This is a genomic window from Proteiniphilum sp. (assembly GCF_040307845.1).
In the GTDB taxonomy this organism is placed as follows: Bacteria; Bacteroidota; Bacteroidia; order Bacteroidales; family Dysgonomonadaceae; genus Proteiniphilum.
The window spans coordinates 1-22919 of record NZ_JAWRIS010000042.1 but is presented as its reverse complement, the minus strand read 5'-3'; the positions used below and the strand labels follow the sequence as shown (position 1 = coordinate 22919).

The window sequence follows — 22919 nt, the reverse complement described above, 5'->3', positions numbered from 1 at the left end:
CCAATTTTACCCACCTTACAGGGTATTGTGGAGGGATTGTTTTTAAAGAAAACGACTTATCGGAGTGGACTCAAAAATAAATAAGAACTGTAGCTGGAGTGAATCTACAACGAGAGATTACTTTTGCTACAGTTTTTACAACTACAATTAACGCATGAAACCAATCAAATCACTTCTCTACACCCTGCTATTACTTAGCTATAGCACCTTATCAGCCCAAGACATAATCCCTTTACCGGAACATCCGCGTCCCGATTTTGAACGGGCGGAATGGATCAACTTGAACGGATCGTGGAAATTCACTTTCAGTCAGGAGCTGGCAAACAGTGCTATCGAAAATAACGAGGTAGCTCCGTTAGACATGGATATCCAAGTGCCTTTCGGATGGGGTTCCAAACTTTCAGGAGTTCCCGATGGTGGCGATATCGGCTGGTACGGGCGGGAAGTGCAAATCCCCGAAGAATGGAAGGGCAAGCGTATCTATCTGGTTGTCGGTGCCAGCGAGTGGGACACCCAAGTCTGGTTTGACGGACAGGAGCTGGGCTCACACCAGGGCGGTTATACGCCTTTCGAGTTTGAACTGACCGACCGGGTACAATCCGGCAAAAAGCAAAACCTGATTGTCCGCGCAGATGATACGGCAAGCGACCAGCGTCTGGACGGCAAGCAGGGATACGGGAACGTGCGGGGCATCTGGCAAACAGTCTACCTCGAAGCCCGGGGAAACAATTTTGTGGAGTACATCCATTATTCGCCCGACATCGACCGTTCCACCGTAAAAGTATCGGTCAGGTTGAAAGAAGCGCCGGCGAAAGAGACGCGCATACGCCTGCATTTCAAAAACGGGGAACAGGCCGATTATATCCATACCCCCAAGGGGAAGACAAAAAACGACTTGGTACAGGAGTTTGAGGTCAAGCTCGAAAACCAAAGGCTATGGGATTTGGACAATCCCTATCTCTACGAGATGGAAGCCGCCCTGGTCGAAAACAACCAGGCGGTCGACGTGGTACACACCTATTTCGGACAACGGAAAATAGGAGTGGAGAAAATGCCCGGCACCGATTATCCATACGTGGCCTTGAACAACAAGCCGGTTTACCTGCAGATTGCCCTGGACCAAAGTTATCACCCCGAGGGGTTTTACACTTTCCCCTCCGATACATTCATGCGCGACGAAATTCTTCTTTCCAAAAGTCTGGGGTTGAACGGCAACCGGATCCATATCAAGGTGGAAGTGCCCCGCAAACTCTATTGGGCCGATAAGCTCGGACTGCTTATCATGGCCGATGTGCCCAACTGGTGGGGTGAGCCTACCGATATGAGCAAGGTGGACTGGGAGCATTGCATGCGCAACCAGATCAGACGAGATTATAACCACCCCTCCATCTTTTCGTGGGTGAATTTCAACGAGACGTGGGGACTTGCCTCCACCCAGAACGGCGAACATGCCTACCACACCGACACACAGGAATGGGTGCGTGAAATGTACCACCTCTCCAAAAAACTCGACCCCACCCGGTTGGTGGAAGACCACTCCCCTGATAAATACGATCATGTAGAGAGCGACCTGAACACTTGGCACCGCTACCTTCCGGGGTATCGCTGGAAAGCGTATCTCGACGATGTCGTCAAAAACACCTACCCGGGATCAACGTATAATTATATCAACGGCAATAAACAAGGCGACAACGTGCCGATGTTCAACAGCGAGTGCGGTAACGTGTGGGGATATGATGGCAGCGCGGGCGACTCGGATTATACCTGGGATTACCACATCATGATCAACGAGTTCCGATCTCATCCGAAAGTGGCCGGATGGCTCTATACAGAACATCATGACGTGATCAACGAATGGAACGGGTATGTGCGTTACGACCGTTCACCCAAATACGACGGCCTCTCGGCATTTGTTCCCGGAATGAGCATTGCCGATTTTCATACCCTCTATTATATAGCGCCACAGGGCGAACTCTTCCGCGAGGTGAAAGCGGGCGAAAAGGTGGAAACGCCGCTCTTCGTCTCCTTCATGACGGACAAGAATCCGGGCAGGCTTACCCTCGAAACCAACCTGATTGGGTGGGACGCATTAGGACATGAAATCCCCCGCAAGACGATTGGGCGATATCCGGTCGAGTTCAAGGCTTTCCGTAACGAGTTGATTGCACCGGCAACAGTAACGATGCCGCAAGAAACGGGAGTATACGCCCTGCAGATGGAACTCAAAAACGAGACAGGCAAAGTGATGGGACGCAATTTCGTGCTGTTGCGGGTGAAAGAGGGCAAACTCCCTCAAGCCCACAATGAACTGATCGTTTCTTCCACCCCTGCCGACGCGTTCACCCGTGCCTCCTGGTCGTTGAAACAATGGAATGTGCTGGATGGCAGGAAAGTAAACGGTGCCGGATACGGTTATTTCGAATATGAGATACCGTGGCCTTCCGGGCTCAGTTTGGACGACATCGAAATCGCCTCTTTCAATATTGAGATCTCGGCGAAAGAGTTGTTCGGCAAAGATATGGAAGATTCAAATCTGACGAATATAGACCTCGACTACATGCGTGGGGCGCTTGTCGATATGCGTAAAAGCAAGAACGCCTATGCGATGTCCGATCAGGAGATGTTTCCCTCGTTTGTAAGCATCAGCGTGAACGGGACAACCTGCGATGAAGCGTATCTTCCAGACGATCCGGCCGACCACCGGGGCGTGCTTTCCTGGGCGGCACAACCGCGAGACAACACGATGCATGAAGCCGGCTCATACGGATACCTGATTGAAACGGTTATTCCCCGTGAACAGTTGGTCGAAGGGCAACCCCTCAAGATTCGTCTTGAAGTTTTGGAAGGAATGAACGGTGGTATTGCCGTGTATGGCAAAGACTTCGGGCGTTTCCCGTTAGACCCGACGGTGGTGTTTGTGAAAGCTCAAGAATAACAGGATATGATATTACAAAATGGATTATGCATGAAAAGAATTGCATTATTGGTTGTTTTATTTTGGAGTAGCTTATTGGACAAGAAACGGGAAAACTGCGCAGGACATTTGAACAGTTACAATTGCCGGGAGCAACAATAACCGGGCTGGAAATTATTTCCAATGGCACATTCGTACCACCCGGTTGGGATACCGGTTATTCGGGTCTCCCGTCGTTTGTACGGGTAGCCGTTACAGCCCGGCCATCCGACGATTCGAATATCCGGATGGAAGTGTGGTTGCCTGTGGACAATTGGAACGGCCGCTTTCTGGGAACAGGAAGCGGAGGTGGTGCCGGGGCAATTAATTATTGGTCGCTACTTACGGGACTTCAACGGGGCTTTGCCGTAGCGCATACCGATATGGGCACTTCTGCGGGAGTGGATGCCCTCGTTGATCATCCGGAGAGGTGGGACGATTTTGGATACCGGGCCACCCACGAAATGACTGTGATCGGCAAGGCTTTGACCGAAGCATATTACAAACAAGCTCCCCGGTATTCTTATTTTATGGGATGCTCCACCGGCGGAGAACAGGGATTGATGGAAGCACAACGTTTTCCTGAAGATTATGACGGGATTATTGCGGGCGCTCCGGCAAACAACCGGACACACCTCCATGCGGGTTTTCTTTGGGTGTACAAGGTAACGAACGAAGAACCCGGTTGCACGTTCTCCGACGAGGAATTGCGCACGATAACGAACGCCATTCTGGAAAAAAATACGGGTAAGGATGGGGGATCTCCGCAAGATAATTTTTTGACAGACCCACGGATGGCCTCCTTCGACTTCGATCGTTTGGCAGGAACATTGACAAGCAAACAGATTGAGGTCTTGAAAAAAATTTATACCGGCCCGATCAATCCGGTTACGGGAGAAAGGATATATACTCCGTACCCTTTGGGCAGCGAGATAGGGGGAGGGGGCATCGATTACCAGCAAACAGGAAACGGCGCACATGATTTGTTTTATCAATTCCATTGGATATGGGGAAATAATTTCGATTTCCGGCAATTTGATTTTGATAAAGATATGGACAAGATGGACAGGATACTGGCGCCTCGCCTGAATGCCAACGATCCGGACTTGACACCTTTTCAAAGAAGGGGCGGAAAATTATTGATGTACACCGGAACAAACGATGCGCTTGTTCCTTATCAAGATGCCTTACACTATTATGAAAGGGTAACGGAGAAAACAGGAGGACTGGAAACAACACAAGGTTTTTTCCGCTACTTCATTATCCCCGGGATGGCGCATTGTGGCGGAGGTCCCGGGCTGAATGAATGTGGGCAAACAGGGGGAATGGACACTTTGCAGGATGATGAACACGATATGTTGACCGCTTTGATTTCCTGGGTAGAGAAAGACAAGGCGCCCGAAAAGTTTATCTTTACCAGCTTTCACGAAGGGAATCCGGAAAAAGGTATCCGCATGCAACGTCCCGTATTCCCCTATCCTGCCTTTCCTAAATACAAGGGCGGCGACCCGAATCTTTCATTTAGTTATGAAAGGGATATTCATGAAAGGGGAAATGTCTTGTTTCCTGCTGAAAGGTATTTGACAAAATAAACCTATTCAATCTCTTTTAAATAATTATGCGCATGCGAAAAATTGTTGCTGCTTTATTGTTTTTAGAAGCGTCTTTATTCGCTTTAGCCCAAGAATTTCATTTGCCGGATACGGAACCGGCTTATGTCGATTCCGTATGGTACGGCAGCGCCGATCCGTCCATGCTTTGGAATCCTGTAAAAAAAGAGTTTTATATGTATTACACGCAGCGGAGAGCCGAATTAGAAAGTGAAGGGGTGATCTGGGCGGAAGGAACCAAAATTGGCATTGCCGCTTCGAAAGATGGTCGTCAATGGCGTTATGTCGGAACCTGCAAAGGTGAGCGTTTAGAGAATCCTGTCGAAGATGATTATTCGCTTTGGGCACCATCGGTTATCTATCACAAGAAAAAATTCCACATGTATGTGAGTTATGTGCCGAGTATCACTGGACACTATGGCAAGGGTATACGCTACATCAAACATTATACAAGTAAGGATTGAGAGAATTGGATTTTCGAATCGTTTATTCCCTTGTCGTCTGATACCGGTATGGATCCGTGTGTGTATAAGGTGGGTGGTAAGTGGCAGATGGCTTACAAGGACGAATACCACGGTGGCCATACATGGGTGGCCGAAAGCGACGACTTGTACAAATGGACAGTGCGAGGTCCTATTATCGAAGATGTGGAACATGAAGCTCCTTTCTATTGGATGCAAGAGGGAAGGCATTTTATGATTGTGGATGATTATTCGGAAGCAAGAGTGTACGAATCACCCGATGGATTAGATAACTGGAAATTCCTAACCCGTTTTAACGCGGGGCATCCATGTATTTATCAAAACAACAATAAAACATTTTTGATTCATCATACGCACGATCAAATTCATCCCAGACGTAGTGCCATATTTGTGAGGGAATTGATTATCGATGAGGAGGGAAAGCCTACGCCTGTATATGAGTGACAATTAAATATTGGGAGAAATAAGATGGATGATATACATTATAATAAAATCAGAACCTTTATGAGGAGATATAACCTCAAGGTGAAAAAAGATGTTATTTATTTGTTTGCGACAGTTTGTCTGTTGTTGTGTGATACCATGCTATATGGACAATTGGCAGAGCGCTTCTTCAAATCGGAAGATATCATGCTTTTCGGGACATACTATTATCCCGAGCAATGGCCTCGGGAACAATGGGAGCGTGATATAGAAAAGATGGCGGAGATGGGATTCGATTTTACCCATTATGGCGAGTTCGCATGGGGAGCCATGGAACCTCAGGAGGGACAATATGACTTCTCTTGGTTGGACACGGCGGTGGGGCTTGCCGAAAAGCATGGCTTGAAGGTCGTGATGTGCACGCCAACCCCCACACCCCCCGTATGGCTTACTGAAAAACATCCCGACGTGCTGACTAAAAACGAAATGGGAATCGTCATACAGCATGGCAGGCGCCAGCATGCTTCGTGGTCGAGCGACACCTACAGGGAGTATGTGGAAAAAATTGTGACCGAACTGGCCAAACGCTATGGGAACAGTGACGTGATTGTGGGGTGGCAGATAGACAACGAACCGTCGCATTACGGCGTGGTGGACTACAGCGACAATGCCCAACGTAAATTCAAGGTATGGCTGGAAAACAAATATGAGACAATCGATCATTTGAATGCTACGTGGGGCAATGCTTTTTGGAGCCAGACTTACGAGAACTTCGAACAGGTGCGCATCCCTAACGCCAGAGAATTGCCGGAAAAAGCCAACCCACATGCCATGCTCGATTTCCAGCGTTTCTGTTCCGATGAAGTAGCCTCCTTTGTAAACGACCAGGCCGATGTGCTGCGCCAATACATATCGCCCGACCAGTGGATTACCACCAACACCATGCCCAACCATCATCCTGTGGATCCCAACAGGATGGACAGGTTGGATTTCCATACTTATACGCGCTACCTGGTGAATGGTGGCGATAACGGGCATGGCGATCAGGGTTTTAGAATGGGCTCGAGCAACGCTCTGGCATTCCATAACGACACTTATCGCAACTATCCGGGCAAGGTGTATGGCGTGATGGAATTACAACCCGGGCAGGTCAACTGGGGTGGCTATAACCCGCAGCCGTACCCGGGGGCGATCCGTTTGTGGCTGTACCACGTGATGGCCGGAGGCGGCAAGTTCGTATGCAACTACCGTTTTCGCCAGCCGCTGAAAGGTAGCGAGCAATACCATTACGGGATGATCCTGACTGACGGCGTCACACCTTCTCCCGGTGGGGAGGAGTATATGCAGACCATCAAGGAGATGGCGGCGTTGAAAGAAAATTTCGACCGCAACGCCCGGATGCCGGAAGATGTGGCGCGACGGAAAACCGCTATCCTGTACGACATCGACAGTGAATGGGAAATGAACTTCCAGCCGCAGACATGGCAGTGGAGCTCGAGAGGGCACCTCATGAAGTATTACAACACGTTCAAATCGTTTGGGGCATCGGTGGATATCATCTCTGACAATGATGATTTTGAAGCCTATCCCGTACTTGTCGTTCCGGCTTATGAGTTGTTGGACAATGATCTGGTTGACCGGTGGAGGCAATATGCCGAAAACGGCGGGCAGCTGGTGATTACTTGCCGGACAGGACAGAAGAACCGAGAAGCCCAATTATGGGAAATGAAATTGAGCGAGCCGATTTATGAATTGATCGGTGCAGAAAATCTTTTTTACGACCATCTCCCGCCGGACAAATGGTCGGTCGTCAAAATGGACGGGAACGATTACGCGTGGAACAACTGGGGCGATGTGGTTACACCCAAATCCGGCACTGACGTGTGGGGCGCATATGATGACCAGTTCTACGAAGGCAAGGCCGCCGTCACCCACCGGAAAGTAGGCAAGGGAAGTGTCACCTTTATCGGTGCGGACACCGATGACGGCAAACTGGAAAAAGAGGTATTGAAAAAACTGTATGCCGGTGCCAATATAAAAACGTTGGATTTGCCGGAAGGTGTTATAGTGGAGTGGCGCGATGGTTTTTATATCGCGTTGAATTACTCTTCGGAAAAACAAACGATACATATTCCCGATAAGGCAACGATTCTCATCGGAAGCAAAGAACTGGAGCCCGCAGGAGTTACCGTATGGAAAGAATGAATTTGCGACGTACTTTTCGCGTCCGGTACAGTCCACTTTTCGCGTCCGGTACACAGGTCAAAAAGGGGAGGATGTTTTCTTTTAAAAAAGTAACTTTTAGCCAAGGGGAATGGCAGGTGGCTTCGGAAATTATTTCCTCCCGAAATCGGCAGGGTTCTCACCCCAGAGTTTTGTTTCCCATTTGAGGATCGGATTGGAATAGCTGTTGGACTGGAGCCAGTTCTCCGCACGTTCAATTAATTCGAAGATCGGTTTGTTACCGGGCGTCTGCGCCAGTTTGGTTTTACATTTCTTGTTGACTACCCATTTCATGGCGTTCACGCTGTCGGAATAGATGGGGATGGTGCTGTTTCTCTTTTTGAGCAGCGCCAGCGCATGCACAATGGCGAGGAACTCGCCAATATTGTTTGTCCCTTCTTCCATGGGGCCTATATGGAAAATCTCTTTGCCGTCCGCCACCAACACGCCCCGGTATTCCATCAAACCGGGATTCCCGGCACAGGCGGCATCTACCGCAATACTGTCGGGTAGGATTTTTGCCGAGGGTTTAGCGGTTGCTGTAGGTTTGGTTGATGATGCGAATTTGGTGGATGCTGCGGATTTTCCTTTTTTTCCTTGCTGGCTGTTCAGCGATTTCCACGGATTTTCTGAGAATGCCTTTTCAGCTTCTTCCTGGGTAGGAAACGATTTGTAGAGAGCATCCTCAAAACCGTAAACCTGCGCCTTGCAATCATCCCAGGAACTATAAATCCCCGGCTTTACTCCTTTCCAAACAACATAAAACTTCTTTTTTGCCATTCATCCTCCCTTACATCGATTCCAGGATATAGGGAGTCAACTCCTCTTCCAGATCCCTATTTGGCTTCTCCTCTATCATGATGATGCTGTCCACGATAAATTTGGTATATCCGCGCCAAGGCAGTTTGCCGAAATATTCCTTGTAATGTAACTGCACATTCTTGCCGCTGGATATCATCAGTTGCTCTGCAATTTCCTTGTCTACTACTGAAAATTCAAACTGATTCGACTGTAGTCCTCCGGGCCTGTCGGCACGGAAACCCGATTGGATCAGTTTACCCTCGTAGGTCTTGAAAACAACGCCTTTATAGACCAGATAATTTAACTCTCCGGCTTTTACGCCGGTACCGAATACATAATAAAAACGAACATACATAAAAATCCCGAGGGCAAGTATCACTATTCCGAGGAACCACAGTAGTCCCTTGCGCATTCTTTTCTTTGTGGGTCTTACATCATCCATATAAAACGAATTTAAAGATTTCGTCTGCAAAAGTACATGATTTTCTCGAGTTCTATACGATTGAAAATAATTTATTTGAGATAGTGGAAATTCTCCTTTTCGAATATTTTATGGAAAATCGTCACCTAAAATCGCCGGTAATTCCCCAAATTATGGTATATTTGTAGAATATAGGATGCGGTTCAGCAATCTTTGTGTGCAAGCACCCACGATTGCATTCACCTTTCGCTATATTTGTACTCATGCTTTGCGTTATTCAATAGTTATTGGGCTTCGCCAATTCAATAGTAATTCGGCTTCGCCGATTCAATAGTAATTCGGCTTCGCCGTTATTCGCACTTCGTGCGTTATTCACTTCGTGTTATTCGCGCTTCGCACGTAAATGCAACCGAATAACAATTGAACAACAATTGAATAACAATTGAATAACAATTGAATAACAACCGAATAACAACTGAATAACAATTGAATAACAACTGAACAAACAACTATTATGATGAACAGATTGATTGCGGTCTTTATTTTCTTTCTGGCCGCAGTAGCCGTTTCGGCACAGGGAGCGTATAACTTCTCGGTAATAAAGCAAAATCCCATTACCCCGGTAAAGAACCAGGCCAGTTCGGGAACCTGCTGGAGTTTTTCGGGGGTCGGAATGTTGGAGTCAGAACTGATCCGTATGGGAAAAGGGGAGTTTGATCTCTCTGAAATGTATATCGTACGTAGAAATTATGAAGATAAGGCGCAGAAATATGCCCGTTTGCATGGGAACCTGAATTTCTCGGCGGGAGGCTCTTTTGCCGATGTGGTGGAGACTATCAATGAATATGGAATAATGCCTGAGGATGCTTACCGGGGACTCAACTACGGTTCCGAAACGCATAATCACGGCGAACTGGATAAAGTCCTGAAAGGATATATGGACGGAATTATCGGTGCACGGAACCTTTCTCCCGTGTGGTCCGATGCATTCTCGTCTATACTGGATACTTATCTCGGCCCTTTACCGCAAACGTTTACCTACCAAGGCAAACAGTATAGTCCACATACCTTCAAGGAGTTTCTTGGTCTCAAACAGGAAGATTATATTTCGCTGACTTCCTTTACGCACCACCCTTTCTACCAGTCTTTTGCAATTGAAGTACCCGATAACTGGCGCTGGGCTAATTCTTATAACCTGCCTGTTGACGAACTGATGGAGGTAATGGAGAGCGCTATCATGAACGGATATACCATTGCCTGGGCTTCCGATGTAAGCGAGGCCGGTTTCTCCCGTGAGGGGATTGCCATCATTCCCGACGAGAATGCCGCTGAGAATGCGGGTTCCGATCAAGCCAAATGGCTTGGGCTTTCTACCCGGGAGCGGGATGCTGACCTGAAGACACGCGTAGGAACGCAAGTGCTTGCGGAAAAAATGATCACACAGGAAATGAGGCAAGAATCATTCAATAATTATCAGACTACGGACGATCATGGTATGCAAATCTACGGCATTGCTACGGATAAAGATGGAAATAAGTTTTACATGGTGAAGAATTCGTGGGGTGAAACCGGTCCTTACAAAGGTTTGTGGTATGCTTCTGACCCTTTCGTACGTTATAAAACTCTGAGTATTGTCTTACATCGGGATGCTATTCCCGCACAGATTGCAGCGAAATTGGGTTTGTAATCATTTAGCTTAAGCTATATGGAAACCGTGGAACTATATAATCTTTTCCTTCAATATCCTTCCGTCACCACCGATTCACGGATGTGTTCCAAAGACTCCATCTTCTTTGCCCTGAAAGGAGAGAGATTTAATGGCAATCTGTATGCGGAAAAAGCGATCGAAGCAGGATGCGCCTATGCGGTGGTGGACGAAGAGCCGGAGAGGGAGAACGACAGGATCATTCTGGTGAAAGATGTGCTGGAGGCTCTTCAGAAATTAGCCAATTGGCACCGGAAGAAATTGAAAATACCTATTGTCGGCATCACAGGAACAAATGGAAAAACTACAACAAAGGAGTTGATCGCCGTAGCTTTGTCGAAAGAATTTAAGGTTGCCTATACCCAGGGGAATTTTAACAATCATATTGGAGTCCCGCTTACCTTGTTGTCGATGAATAGATCCCATGAAATAGGTGTGGTGGAAATGGGAGCCAGTCGCCCGGGAGATATCAGGGAACTGTGTGAGATAGCAGAACCCAATTACGGCATTATTACCAATGTGGGTAAGGCGCACATGGAAGGGTTCGGCAGTTTCGAGAACTTGGTTGACACCAAATGCGAATTATATGATTTTATCCGTGAGCGCAGCGGAAAAGTGTTTGTAAACAAAGATAACCAGATCCTTTATGACCGGTCGGAGGGGATGGACCGGATCCTTTATGGCAAGAATGACCCGTCGCTTTTTGCTTCGGGTACGATTGCCCATGCGAATCCTTTTCTTGAATTCGACTGGAGTTTCTTCGATAGTTCCTATCGTGTTAAAACGCGGCTGGTGGGTGAATTCAATTTTGATAATGCGATTGCTGCAGTGGCGGTCTCAAAATTTTTCGGGATTAATGCTGAACGGATCAGTGCGGCGTTGGAAGAGTATGAACCTACAAACCATCGGTCCCAGTTTAAACGCACCGAAAGAAATGACCTGATCATCGATGCCTACAATGCAAATCCTACCAGCATGAAAGCTGCCTTGGAGTTCTTTTCTTCCATACCTTCATCGTTACCCAAAACAGTGATTCTGGGAGAGATGAAAGAATTGGGGGAAAGCAGTGAGGATGAGCATGAGAAGATGGTGGAGTTTTTGAAGAAGCAACCTTACGATAAGATCTATCTGGTAGGTCCTTTCTTCAGCAAGTGGATCGTGGAAAATGATACTTTCCGGTTGTTTGATAATGTGGAGGTGTTAATAGAGACGCTGAAAAAGGAGCCTGTCTCCAATCGATATATCCTGTTGAAAGGCTCCCATTCGGTCCATCTGGAAAAGGTAGTCGATAGCCTGTAGGTTATTCGTTGAATCTTACAGTCAGCATCACCATTTCCGAGACTGTACCGATGCGGTATTGCGGTCCGACAAGTCCAATGCCGGAGGTTACATAGATATGCGTGTTTCCTTTTTTCTTATATCCATGGGCAACCTCAAACGTCAACTCAGTAGCGATGTTTCCGGGAAAGGCTTGTCCATGGTGCGTATGGCCGTAAAGGGCGATATCCGCTCCGGCATCTGCCTCTTCTGCCAGATTGTCGGGTGTGTGATTCAATACGATCACCGGTCTTGACATCTCAACCGACTGATCGGAAAGTATTTTTCGTAGCGGTTTTCGGGTAGGCACAACCTTGTCCTCACGCCCCACAACATAGAAACTACTGTCAATCAATACTGCAGAGTCACGTAATATCGTGATTCCTGAGTTGTTCAATAATTTGATCTTTTCCTCCACATCATAACGATATTCATGATTTCCGGTGCAGGAGAATACTCCCAGCGGAGCATCTAAACGCAGGAATTCTTCATACATCCGTTGTTGGAGTATAGGTTCAATGTATCCATCAATAATATCTCCCACAAAAAGGATCAGGTCGGGTTGTTGTGCCATAATTAAATCTACAAATCGTTTTGTATGCTTCCTGTTGATCATATAGCCCAGATGCAGGTCTCCGATCATCGCAATGCGGACTGAATCCATTTCTCCGGCCGATTTATGGACTGTTACCGGCACCTGTTGTACTACCGGATGCATGAATCGATATCTGCCATGGGCCATAATGCCGGCAACTATCAGTATGGTAACAAGATAGGTTGTGATTTTGAACCGGGCAGATTGGTCCCTTATACGCCATGGCTTGTGTGATATTTTTAGTCGTATTCCATTGACCAGATCAATTGCCAACCATATACCGCTACAATATAAAAGGAATAACATCCAACTGGTGCCCATCACCCTGATAAATTGAGTGACTGCATCCGGGAGATGGCGGTAGAAAATAAAACCGGTCGAATAGATGAGTAGTTCGGCCCCGAAAACGATGATCATTATGATACGCATGGCTTTTTTCCCTTCAAAGGCATTCCAACCCTTTAGGAAAACCAAAATATTCACTGTAAGGTGTATGATAAATGCATTGACCAGTGCGCGCATGTCATGAAAATTTTAGGATGATATTAAAAACGCTTAGTTTGACGAAAACGTTCACTAAAGTTAGTCATTTTCTCGCAACGGCAGAAAGCAAACCTGTTTGCTTTCTGCCCGTATTGCTTAACGAAAATGTTCCTTTTCTTTCTTGCTGTCTTTTGTACGGTTCTCTTGTGCCGGAATGCCGGTAGTTCGTGGGATACTCCCAAATAACCTTTGCAGTGGCACATTTGCAATATGGGTACACTGTCTGCATAATCCGTATTGCGGAGGATGGTATAAAGGATATTGCTTTCCTTAATATAATCTTCTGTTTGAAAATGGGCTTCCAACTATGCTATTTGGTATTCTTCTATTTTTCGATATAGGGTGGCTATCCCTATTTTAAGAATTCGGGCAGCTTCAGTTTTATTTCCTTTCGTATAGTCTAAAACTTTTTTTATATACATCTTTTCAACCTCAGCCAATGCCATATTTGTTTCCAAAAATTCAACGTCTGGATATTGTATTTCAGTCGGCAATGTTTCAATATTAATTATATCTCCATCAGATAGTATTACACTACGCTCTATCACATTTCTCAGTTCCCTTATATTTCCTTTCCAGATATTATGCTCTAATTTTTCCATGTATTCGGAAGATACCGCGGTAATTTTCTTATTGAATTTAGTCGAAAAGAAATTCACAAAATCATTTACGAAAAGTTTAATATCAGACTTTCTTTCTCTTAAAGGAGGTAGATGTATTTTAAATATAGATAAACGGTAAAACAAATCCTGTCTGAAGTTTCCTGTATTAATCTCTTTCTCCAATGTCCGGTTGGTCGCAGCGATAATTCGAACATCCACCTTTTGGGACTTTGTATCCCCAATTTTCATGTACTCTTTAGTTTCGATAACTCTTAATATTTTAGCTTGAAGCTCAGTAGGCATTTCTCCTATTTCGTCAAGGAACAAAGTGCCCTCATGCGCCTCTTCCAATAATCCCCTTTTATCTTTCAAGGCTCCCGTAAATGCACCTGCTTTATATCCAAATAGTTCACTTTCCAATAAATCTTTACTAAAGGCAGAGCAATTAATTGCTACTAAAGATTTATTTTTTCTATTACTCTCATAATGAATAGATTGTGCAAAGACTTCTTTTCCTGTACCAGTCTCTCCCGTCAGTAATACTGTAGCATCGGTTTGGGCAACTTTTTTCCCTAATTCTATTGCGGCTAATATCCCGGGTGATTTTCCTATAATATGATTAAAAGAGTATTTTTGTTCAATTTTTTGTTCAAGCGAACTGATTTTTCTTGACAGTTCCACCTTTTCTAATGCCCTATAAACCAATGGTATTATTCGATTATTATCATCCCCTTTTGTTATATAATCAAAGGCTCCATTCTTTATTGCTTGAACGCTATCCGGAATGTTCCCATATGCCGTTAAAAGGATAATTTCCGCAAAAGGCTGCATTTTCTTTATTCTCGGAATCAATTCTACTCCATTTGCGTCTGGCAATCTGACATCACAGATAATTACATCAAATTCTTGTTTTTCCATCCATTTTAAACCATTCATTGCATTTTCCGCTTGAATAACATCTATCTTTTCCAATTCTATGATTCGGGCCATTAATTTGCGAAGCTTTTCCTCATCATCAATTAATAATACACTTTTCATAATTATGTTGTAATAAATATTTAAAATATTGAAAGAAACTAAGGGTCAATCTTATTCTATAAAAACTTATTATAGGGTAGGATAAAAAAGAAAGTACTGCCCAATCCAGGTGAACTATCCACTCCGATTGTTCCCCCTTGTGTTTCAATGAACTCTTTGCTTATAGCCAAGCCTAATCCCGATCCGGATTTCAAGCTTCCCGGAATCTGGAAATAGCGTTCAAATATTTTCCGTTTATACCTGGATTCAATTCCTTTACCGAAATCTCTTACAGAAAAGAGGACACCTTGCGGTTCTCTTTCTAAGGAGATAATAACTTCACTTTCCTCAATCGAATAACGAATAGCATTAGTTAAAAAATTGATTAATACCCATGCCGTTTTTTCAGCGTCCGCAAGAATTTGTGGAATATCAGCCTCAACATTTACTTTGAGCGAGAGTTTCTTTTGTTCTGCTTGTATTTTAGTTGTTTCTACAGCATAATTGACAATAAGCCTTGGATCTGTGGCATGAATATTCAACTGGATATTTCCAGTTTCAACCTGAGACATCTTTAGAAGTTCCCCCGTTATTTCTAAAAGTCGCGTACTGTCATCCTTGATCCCTTCAATCAGTTGCTTTTGCTCTTCGTTTAAAATCCCTGTTTGGTTATTTTCAAGTAATTGGGTGCTCATCTTTATTGAAGATATAGGTGTTTTTAGTTCATGTGATATGGTAGCAATAAAGTTAGTTTTGGCAGAATCTAATTCTTTGAAAACCGTTATGTTTTTCAATAAGATAACGTAACCGGCTAACTCTGTTGTATTTTCTCCTGTTTTATTGATTTCAATATTAATAATTTCCTTCTCAAAAAAACATTCCTTATCATCAGAAAAAATCTTCAATGGAGTATTATCCTTTTTGGCTGAAGGATTAATGAGGTCAACAATAAGGGTACGTATCAAGTCATTCGTTACAGCAATATCTTGAATTGGCTTATTGAGAATTTCATTTCGTGTTAGTCCTGTTATTTTTAAGGCTTCATTGTTGACAAATATAATTATCTTATTCTCATCCAATCCTATAACAGGATCACGCATATTATCAATAAGCGTTTCAACTCGTTTCTTTTCTTTGAGTATTTTTTCCAGTTTGCTATTTGAATATTCATCTAATTTTTCAGCCATCATATTAAATGATTTCGCCAGGTCTCCGTATTCATTATGTTTTTCAAGGTCAATTCTCTGATTATAATTATGATTAGCGATTTGCTGGATGCTTTCAGTGAGTTGCAATATTGGATTGGCTATATCCCCCGGTAGTTTAATAAGCAAAGCAAAAGCAATAATGAAGCACAGGACGCCTGTTATTATAATCCAACCAATCGCATTTTCCGCAGTATTATTCGCAATCTGACTTTTTAGCGCGATTGCATCCATATTTAACTTCATTAATGTGGTAATATTTTTTCGGATCACCACTTGGAGGCTATCATTCTTTATATCCTGTTTTAAATCCGAAAAGATATTGGAAATCTTCAACGTTATATCAGATTCTCCGATTTCTGTCAGGTTTTCTTTCTGTTTTGTGAGATTCAATTCAAAAGTGGAGATGGCACTTGGATCTATATGAAATTCATCTAAGGCAAGTAACATATTCCTCGAATATTCCAAGGTATTATAATTAGCTGTCAATATGTTGTTCGTATCTTTCTTTAAATTATTTATGTACCAGATACTTACGCCTGCTAATAGGATGATCAACCCCAAAAGCAATCCTACTCCGGATGTTAATTTAGTCTTTATTTTCATACGTAAATCGTTTTCGCCATGTTATAGTATATGGACAATTATCATGCTCGTTTTATGACAAAATAATTAAGTCTATACTCTGTTTTTTTAATTCTTCCAATATTTTTTTATATAGCCCAACATATATTATCATACGCCATCTGCTAATATAAGGTATTCCAATACATACCGTTGATATATTTTTTTTGATAGCTTGCTCCAAAATAGCCATCGGTATATTTCTATGCTTTAACTGTATCACCTGCCCTCCCAACTCAACAGCCATTTTAAAACTATTAATTAGTTTTCTCTGGTTGTCCAAAGCTATTTTCTCCGCTCTTTCCCGTGGGGTTTGCACATACAATACATACCATTCACCACTATAATAATTGGCCAAACGAGCTGTCTTTCTAATTATATTATTCGCTTTTTTCCCATTACTCCCGATACATGCCATGAAATTTTTATGCAACCACGGTTTAGAAGATGGCACTTCATCATCTACTTTTTTCAGAACATGACCTACGACCTCTTTCAATGCCAGTTCTCTTAATTGAAGGATATGTTCTGTTTTAAAAAAGTTGGATAAGGCTGCCTGTATTTTATCCTCCGGATATATTTTCCCGTCTTTAAGCCTTGTTATCAAATCATCCGCAGATAGATCGATATTGACTACTTCATCCGCCATTGTCACAATTCTATCTGGAATCCGCTCTCTTATATTTATGTTTGTTATCCTTTTGACATCCTCATTCAGGCTTTCAATGTGCTGGACATTTACCGCACTTATCACGTTAATACCCGCTTCTAATATTTCCAGCACATCTTGCCAACGTTTTTCATTTTTACTTCCTTCAACATTGGTATGGGCTAATTCATCTATAATAACAATTTCCGGATGCAAATTTATTATTGTCTGCACATCCAATTCTTCCAGTTCTTTACCTTTATAAAAGATCCTTCTTCTGGGAATCAATGGTATCCCTTCTAATAAAGCTATAGTTTCCCTTCTGTTGTGCGTCTCAATATAGCCAATTTTGACATCGACACCTCCTTCCAAAAGAATATGCGCTTCTTGCAACATCCTATAGGTTTTACCGACTCCGGCAATCATACCAATATAAAGTTTAAATTTCCCTTTTCGGGATTTTTGGATCAAATCCAAAAAATGTTTGGCACTTTTCCTCTCGTCCATTGTTTTTGTATTATAAGCGTTCAACAGTAACGTGGCTGTTTACCCACGGTAGTCACTCATATCGGTTTCTTTGCCAACGCTCCCTACAAAGATAAAATAATAAAATTACTACAATACTCGCCATTATTATTAACAACAAACCGTCAGCGAAGTTATTGTCATTGCATTTCATTTTTTAATTATTTCAGCTCGTCCAATGCTATATTTAATTTCAACACATTTATCTTTTCGGGGCCGAACAATCCCCAAAGTGGTTTTTCTGTATGCTCTTCGATGAGTTGGTTCAGCTTTGCTTCGTCGATATTCCTGATTTTGGCAATGCGTTTTATCTGGACTTTTGCTGCCTGTACCGAAAAATCCGGGTCAAGCCCGCTACCGCTTGCTGTTACTAAATCGACAGGGATTTGGTTTTTTTTTACTTCAGGATTATGTAGCAGAAAAGTATCTATCCGGACCTGTACTTCTGCAAGATATTCTTCGTTGGAAGCACCTTTGTTGCTTCCGCCCGAGCCCCCTGCATTGTAATCTACCGCTGATGGGCGTGACCAGAAATATCTATCTTCGGAAAAGGACTGCCCGATGTTGGCATAATGCTTTTTACCATTGTGTTCAATAATTTCTCCCTTGCCCGAATTGGGAGCGGACTGTGCAATACCCCAGACTACCAAAGGATACAATACTGCAAAAAAAAGTATCATAACAACGGTAAGTTTGATTGCGGGTAAAATATGTTTTTTCATTTTTATATTGTTTTTGGTGAATTAAAAGAAAACCGACACTACCATATCAATCAGCTTTATCCCCACAAAGGGAATAAGCACACCGCCCAAACCATATATAAACAGGTTTCTGCGTAACAGGGCACTTGCCCCGATGGGTTTGTAAGCAACGCCTTTGAGTGCCAACGGAATTAACAATGGAATAATAACCGCATTGAAAATAACAGCCGATAGAATGGCACTTTCGGGCGAATGCAAACGCATAATGTCAAGCCCCTGCAATGCCGGAACTGCCGTGATAAACAATGCCGGAATAATGGCAAAATATTTTGCTACGTCATTGGCAATACTGAACGTGGTTAGTGTTCCTCTTGTCATCAGTAACTGTTTACCTATTTCCACAACCTCTATTAGTTTGGTCGGGTCATTATCCAGATCCACCATATTCCCGGCTTCCTTTGCCGCCTGTGTTCCGCTGTTCATTGCTACGCCAACGTCTGCCTGGGCCAACGCAGGTGCATCGTTCGTACCGTCACCCATCATCGCCACCAAACGCCCTTCAGTTTGTTCTTTTTTGATGTAGTCCATCTTGTCCTCGGGCTTGGCTTCAGCGATGAAATCATCAACTCCCGCTTTTTCAGCAATGAATTTTGCGGTCAAAGGGTTATCACCCGTTACCATAACAGTTTTGATACCCATTTTACGCAGACGCTCGAAACGTTCCTGAATACCTGGTTTGATGATATCCTGTAATTCAATCACGCCCAAAGCCTCTTCATTTTCTGACACCACCAAAGGTGTACCCCCGTTTTGGGAAATAGCTTTAACGGTTTCTTCCACTTCCCTTGGGAAAGGATTTCCCGCTGCTATAACAAGATTCTTAATGGCATCGGTTGCGCCCTTTCTGATACGTGTATTCTCATAATCAATACCCGAATTACGGGTTTCGGCTGTAAATCTGATGAACTTGGGATTATTTATCTCATAGCTCAACGGGTTGATGCCTGCAAGTTCGATTATGGATTTCCCCTCGGGCGTTTCGTCTGCCATTGAGCTTAATACAACCGCTCTGATCAAACTTTTCTCATCTATACCGTTGGCAGGGTGAAAATGCGTTGCTTTACGGTTTCCGATAGTAATAGTCCCTGTTTTATCCAACAGAAGAACATCAATATCCCCTGCTGTTTCCACGGCTTTACCGCTTTTGGTAATTACATTGGCTCTCAATGCCCTGTCCATTCCCGCAATACCGATAGCGGACAACAGACCGCCAATCGTGGTCGGGATTAAACAGACAAACAAAGAGATAAATGATGCTATGGTAATACTAACATTCGTATAGTCCGCAAACGGTTTCAAGGTTACACATACGATGATGAATACCAGTGTAAAACCTGCCAATAATATGGTCAGTGCGATTTCATTTGGTGTTTTCTGACGGCTTGCACCCTCTACCAAAGCAATCATTTTATCAAGGAAACTTTCTCCCGGCTGTGTCGTAACTTGTACCACTATCCTGTCCGATAGAACTTTTGTACCGCCTGTAACCGAACTTTTATCTCCCCCTGCTTCCCGGATGACGGGGGCGCTTTCCCCGGTAATGGCACTTTCGTCTATGGTTGCCAATCCCTCAATGATTTCTCCATCTGACGGGATAACATCGCCCGCCTCACAAATGAAAACATCGCCTTTCTGTAAGTGGGCAGAAGAAATGGTCTTCCCATTTTGTAACCTTGCGGGAGTTTCTTCCCGTGTTTTACGGAGGCTGTTGGCCTGTGCCTTTCCCCTTGCTTCTGCAATGGCCTCGGCGAAGTTCGCGAACAACAATGTGAGCATTAAAACAATGAAGACTAAAAAGTTGTATTCGAAGCTTCCCTGACCTTGCGCTCCTGCCAAAGTCCACAAACTGACGATGAGCATAACCAATGTTCCAATCAACACGGTAAACATGACCGGATTTCGAAACATCGTTTTCGGATTGAGCTTCACGAAAGACTGCTTCAAGGCTTCCTGAACCAATTCTTTCTGAAACAATGAATTATTATTTTTACTCATTTCTAAATTTCTTTAATCAATTAATACAATGAAAAATACTCCGCAATGGGACCGAGGGTCAATACAGGGAAAAATGCCAAAGCTGCCACAATGGCGATTACCGCAAATACCATCAGCCCGAATGTTACTGTGTCGGTTTTTAAGGTTCCGTCACTCTCGGGAATGTATCTCTTTCGGGCTAACAGTCCGGCAATTGCTACCGGGCCTATAATGGGCAGGAAACGTCCAAGTATCAGGACAAACCCGGTGCTGATGTTCCACCAAAGCGTATTATCTCCCAGTCCTTCAAAGCCACTGCCATTGTTTGCAGATGCCGAGGTATATTCATACAGCATCTCGCTAAGCCCGTGAAATCCCGGATTGTTTAATGTTTCGGTAGTGTATTGCGGTAATGCGGCGGCCAAAGCTGTTCCCGCCAAAATAAGGAACGGGTGTAACAGGGCTATGATCATGGCTATCTTTATTTCTCTTGCTTCCACTTTTTTACCTAAGAATTCCGGTGTTCTTCCAACCATCAATCCGCTGATAAATACAGCAATGATAATAAAGACAAAAAAGTTAAGGATTCCCACGCCAACACCGCCATAGAAACTGTTGATCATCATGGCCAGCATCTCATTCATACCCGATAAAGGCATGGAGCTGTCGTGCATGGAATTGACTGAACCGGTAGATATGACTGTGGTAACAATACTCCAAAATCCGGATGCAGGAGCGCCTAAACGGATTTCCTTGCCTTCCATTGCACCCGGCGAGTTGTCAATTCCCATTTCTGCGATTGCCGGATTGCCGTTCATCTCCATATTGATATTCGGGATAGCGAGTATCAAAAAGCCGGCTGTCATCACGCCAAATATCATCAAGGAAAGTTTTCTTCTTCCGATAAAATAGCCAAGGGCGAAAACCATCGCCATAGGGATGATAAGTTGACCGATCATTTCAGCCATATTGGTCAAGTAGGAAGGGTTTTCAAACGGATGGGAAGAATTTGCCCCGAAGAAACCTCCTCCATTGGTCCCTACGTGTTTAATTGCGACAAAAGCCGCCGCGGGGCCTCTTGACACTTCTACCGTTTCCCCTTGCAGGGTGGTGATGGTATCTTTACCTTCAAATGTCATCGGTGTACCTTCGAAAACTAATATGATAGCAATAACAAAGGATACCGGCAGTAAGATTCGAGTGCAAGACTTTACAAAGAAGTTGTAAAAGTTTCCGAGTTTTGTTGTGGACTTATCCCTGAATGCCCTGAATATCACGGCAGCAGCTGCCATTCCCGTTCCGGCGCTTACAAATTGCAGGAACATCAGCCAAAATTGACCAATATAACTTAGTCCGGTTTCTCCTGAATAATGCTGTAAATTACAGTTCACTACAAATGAGATAACTGTATTGAAAGCCAGATCGGCTGACATGCTCGGGTTTTTGTCAGGGTTTAACGGAAGGCTGCCTTGTGTCATCAAAATGAGCATTCCCAATAAAAACCAGACCATATTAATGGTGAGTAATGCTACCATGTGCTGTTTCCAGTTCATTTCAGTTTGCGTATTAATACCGCTGATCTTGTAAAATATCCTTTCTATAGGACTGAAGATCGGATCAAGTAGCGTTTTCTCGCCTCCGTAAACTTTTGCAATGTATTTACCTAACGGTATTGCCAGCAATACAGATAAGGTAAACATTACGATTATTCCTAAAATTTCTGTGTTCATATTTTTCTTTTTTATTTCAGTGCTGAATGAATTTTGTAATAATTCCTACTGTTTCTATTTTCCATGTCTCATTTTTTACTCAAAATCTTTCAGGTTTTATCAGAACGTAACAGATATATCCGAACACTCCAATTGCAACAACTAATAATGCTATCATATTCCATTTTCTTTTGTTATTTCTAAAAGCACTTTTATATACCCAGTTTGTAAATTTTGTGGAATTGTCTTTATTATTTCTAATAAATTATCTATCCCAAGACTTAATACCAAAACTGCAAGAAATTCGTTTTCTATCGCATTCTGTATGAATAGGTCATTCGACCTATATAACGAATCCACCGTTTTCAGAACTTCATTGACTACTGATTCTCCAAAATGTCCTGCACAAAACAGACCCAAATGATGAAGGATTTTATAATCCTCTAATTCTTTATCTATATCTTTACTTGCTATATCGTAAGAATAGACTTCCGGGATGCACTCCTTTAAATATTGTCGTAGTTTTGGTCTCATATTTTTTCAAAAAAATCAATTGATTTATAAAATAATCCGAAACAGGCTATACCTGCCGCTACTAATATAACTGTCAACATCATATTCCTTCTTTAATTTAATATTGTTGTACTAATTTCCGCATAGCGTAAAAGCTAAAGCCCTTTATCCACCATGTGGATTATTTGTTAATCATTCGTTTTTATAATTCCTGTATTGTATTTTAGGTGGAGAACCGAGGCGGACCGGTTCTGAGGCGTCCGCCAT

At 43.5% G+C, this 22919-nt stretch carries 18 protein-coding genes; 7 read left to right on the top strand and 11 right to left on the bottom strand.

Features of this window, described 5'->3' with window-relative positions; all coding sequences use genetic code 11:
- Positions 1-154: 154 nt before the first annotated feature.
- The 5 genes from ABV001_RS11155 (at position 155) to ABV001_RS11135 (ending at position 7673) form a co-directional block, all read left to right on the top strand.
- Positions 155-2935 (top strand): glycoside hydrolase family 2 protein, encoded by a 2781-nt coding sequence (locus tag ABV001_RS11155; RefSeq protein WP_352422871.1) that lies wholly within the window; start codon positions 155-157, stop codon positions 2933-2935.
- 122 nt (positions 2936-3057) lie between these two features.
- Complete coding sequence (locus tag ABV001_RS11150) at positions 3058-4545, top strand: tannase/feruloyl esterase family alpha/beta hydrolase (RefSeq protein WP_352422870.1); 1488 nt, start codon at positions 3058-3060, stop codon at positions 4543-4545.
- Positions 4546-4577: 32 nt separating this feature from the next.
- On the top strand, positions 4578-5027 hold the full coding sequence (locus tag ABV001_RS11145; protein ID WP_352422869.1) for a family 43 glycosylhydrolase: 450 nt from the start codon (positions 4578-4580) through the stop codon (positions 5025-5027).
- Positions 5028-5075: 48 nt separating this feature from the next.
- A complete protein-coding gene (locus ABV001_RS11140) occupies positions 5076-5489 on the top strand; it encodes a glycoside hydrolase family protein (RefSeq protein ID WP_352422868.1) in 414 nt (137 codons plus the stop codon).
- A gap of 138 nt (positions 5490-5627) precedes the next feature.
- Positions 5628-7673 carry a beta-galactosidase gene (locus tag ABV001_RS11135; protein WP_352422889.1) on the top strand — a complete coding sequence of 682 codons (2046 nt, stop codon included), beginning with the start codon at positions 5628-5630 and terminating at the stop codon, positions 7671-7673.
- Positions 7674-7802: 129 nt separating this feature from the next.
- Here the strand turns inward: ABV001_RS11135 and ABV001_RS11130 are convergent, their stop codons facing one another.
- Both ABV001_RS11130 and ABV001_RS11125 read right to left on the bottom strand, forming a co-directional pair.
- The gene (locus ABV001_RS11130; RefSeq protein ID WP_352422867.1) at positions 7803-8471 is read right to left on the bottom strand and encodes a ribonuclease H1 domain-containing protein; all 669 of its coding nucleotides are present in this window, start codon (positions 8469-8471) and stop codon (positions 7803-7805) included.
- Between the two features lie 10 nt (positions 8472-8481).
- Positions 8482-8934 (bottom strand): hypothetical protein, encoded by a 453-nt coding sequence (locus ABV001_RS11125; protein WP_502929873.1) that lies wholly within the window; start codon positions 8932-8934, stop codon positions 8482-8484.
- A gap of 496 nt (positions 8935-9430) precedes the next feature.
- On the opposite strand from ABV001_RS11125, the gene ABV001_RS11120 reads away from it, so the two are divergent.
- Both ABV001_RS11120 and ABV001_RS11115 read left to right on the top strand, forming a co-directional pair.
- Complete coding sequence (locus ABV001_RS11120) at positions 9431-10600, top strand: C1 family peptidase (protein WP_352422887.1); 1170 nt, start codon at positions 9431-9433, stop codon at positions 10598-10600.
- 18 nt (positions 10601-10618) lie between these two features.
- Positions 10619-11917, top strand: a complete 1299-nt coding sequence (locus ABV001_RS11115) for a UDP-N-acetylmuramoyl-tripeptide--D-alanyl-D-alanine ligase (RefSeq protein WP_352422866.1) — start codon at positions 10619-10621, stop codon at positions 11915-11917.
- A 1-nt stretch (position 11918) separates the two neighbouring features.
- Here the strand turns inward: ABV001_RS11115 and ABV001_RS11110 are convergent, their stop codons facing one another.
- The 9 genes from ABV001_RS11110 to ABV001_RS11070 all read right to left on the bottom strand — a co-directional run bounded on the left by ABV001_RS11110 (position 11919) and on the right by ABV001_RS11070 (position 22673).
- The gene (locus ABV001_RS11110) at positions 11919-13052 is read right to left on the bottom strand and encodes a metallophosphoesterase (protein ID WP_352422865.1); all 1134 of its coding nucleotides are present in this window, start codon (positions 13050-13052) and stop codon (positions 11919-11921) included.
- Positions 13053-13378: 326 nt separating this feature from the next.
- Positions 13379-14713 carry a sigma-54-dependent transcriptional regulator gene (locus ABV001_RS11105; RefSeq protein WP_352422864.1) on the bottom strand — a complete coding sequence of 445 codons (1335 nt, stop codon included), beginning with the start codon at positions 14711-14713 and terminating at the stop codon, positions 13379-13381.
- Between the two features lie 56 nt (positions 14714-14769).
- Entirely contained in the window at positions 14770-16503 is a 1734-nt protein-coding gene (locus ABV001_RS11100; RefSeq protein ID WP_352422863.1) for an ATP-binding protein, read from the bottom strand.
- Positions 16504-16555: 52 nt separating this feature from the next.
- Positions 16556-17677: a sensor protein KdpD gene (locus tag ABV001_RS11095; protein WP_323424203.1), complete on the bottom strand. Its 1122-nt coding sequence runs from the start codon at positions 17675-17677 to the stop codon at positions 16556-16558.
- A gap of 179 nt (positions 17678-17856) precedes the next feature.
- Positions 17857-18417: a K(+)-transporting ATPase subunit C gene (locus tag ABV001_RS11090; RefSeq protein ID WP_352422862.1), complete on the bottom strand. Its 561-nt coding sequence runs from the start codon at positions 18415-18417 to the stop codon at positions 17857-17859.
- Positions 18418-18438: 21 nt separating this feature from the next.
- Entirely contained in the window at positions 18439-20451 is a 2013-nt protein-coding gene (kdpB, locus tag ABV001_RS11085; protein WP_352422861.1) for a potassium-transporting ATPase subunit KdpB, read from the bottom strand.
- A 20-nt stretch (positions 20452-20471) separates the two neighbouring features.
- The gene (gene kdpA / locus ABV001_RS11080) at positions 20472-22160 is read right to left on the bottom strand and encodes a potassium-transporting ATPase subunit KdpA (RefSeq protein ID WP_352422860.1); all 1689 of its coding nucleotides are present in this window, start codon (positions 22158-22160) and stop codon (positions 20472-20474) included.
- A 79-nt stretch (positions 22161-22239) separates the two neighbouring features.
- The gene (kdpF, locus tag ABV001_RS11075) at positions 22240-22317 is read right to left on the bottom strand and encodes a K(+)-transporting ATPase subunit F (RefSeq protein ID WP_323424298.1); all 78 of its coding nucleotides are present in this window, start codon (positions 22315-22317) and stop codon (positions 22240-22242) included.
- Positions 22314-22673 (bottom strand): DUF7674 family protein, encoded by a 360-nt coding sequence (locus ABV001_RS11070; RefSeq protein WP_352422859.1) that lies wholly within the window; start codon positions 22671-22673, stop codon positions 22314-22316. The genes kdpF and ABV001_RS11070 overlap by 4 nt, the downstream gene beginning before the upstream one ends.
- Positions 22674-22919: the final 246 nt, after the last annotated feature.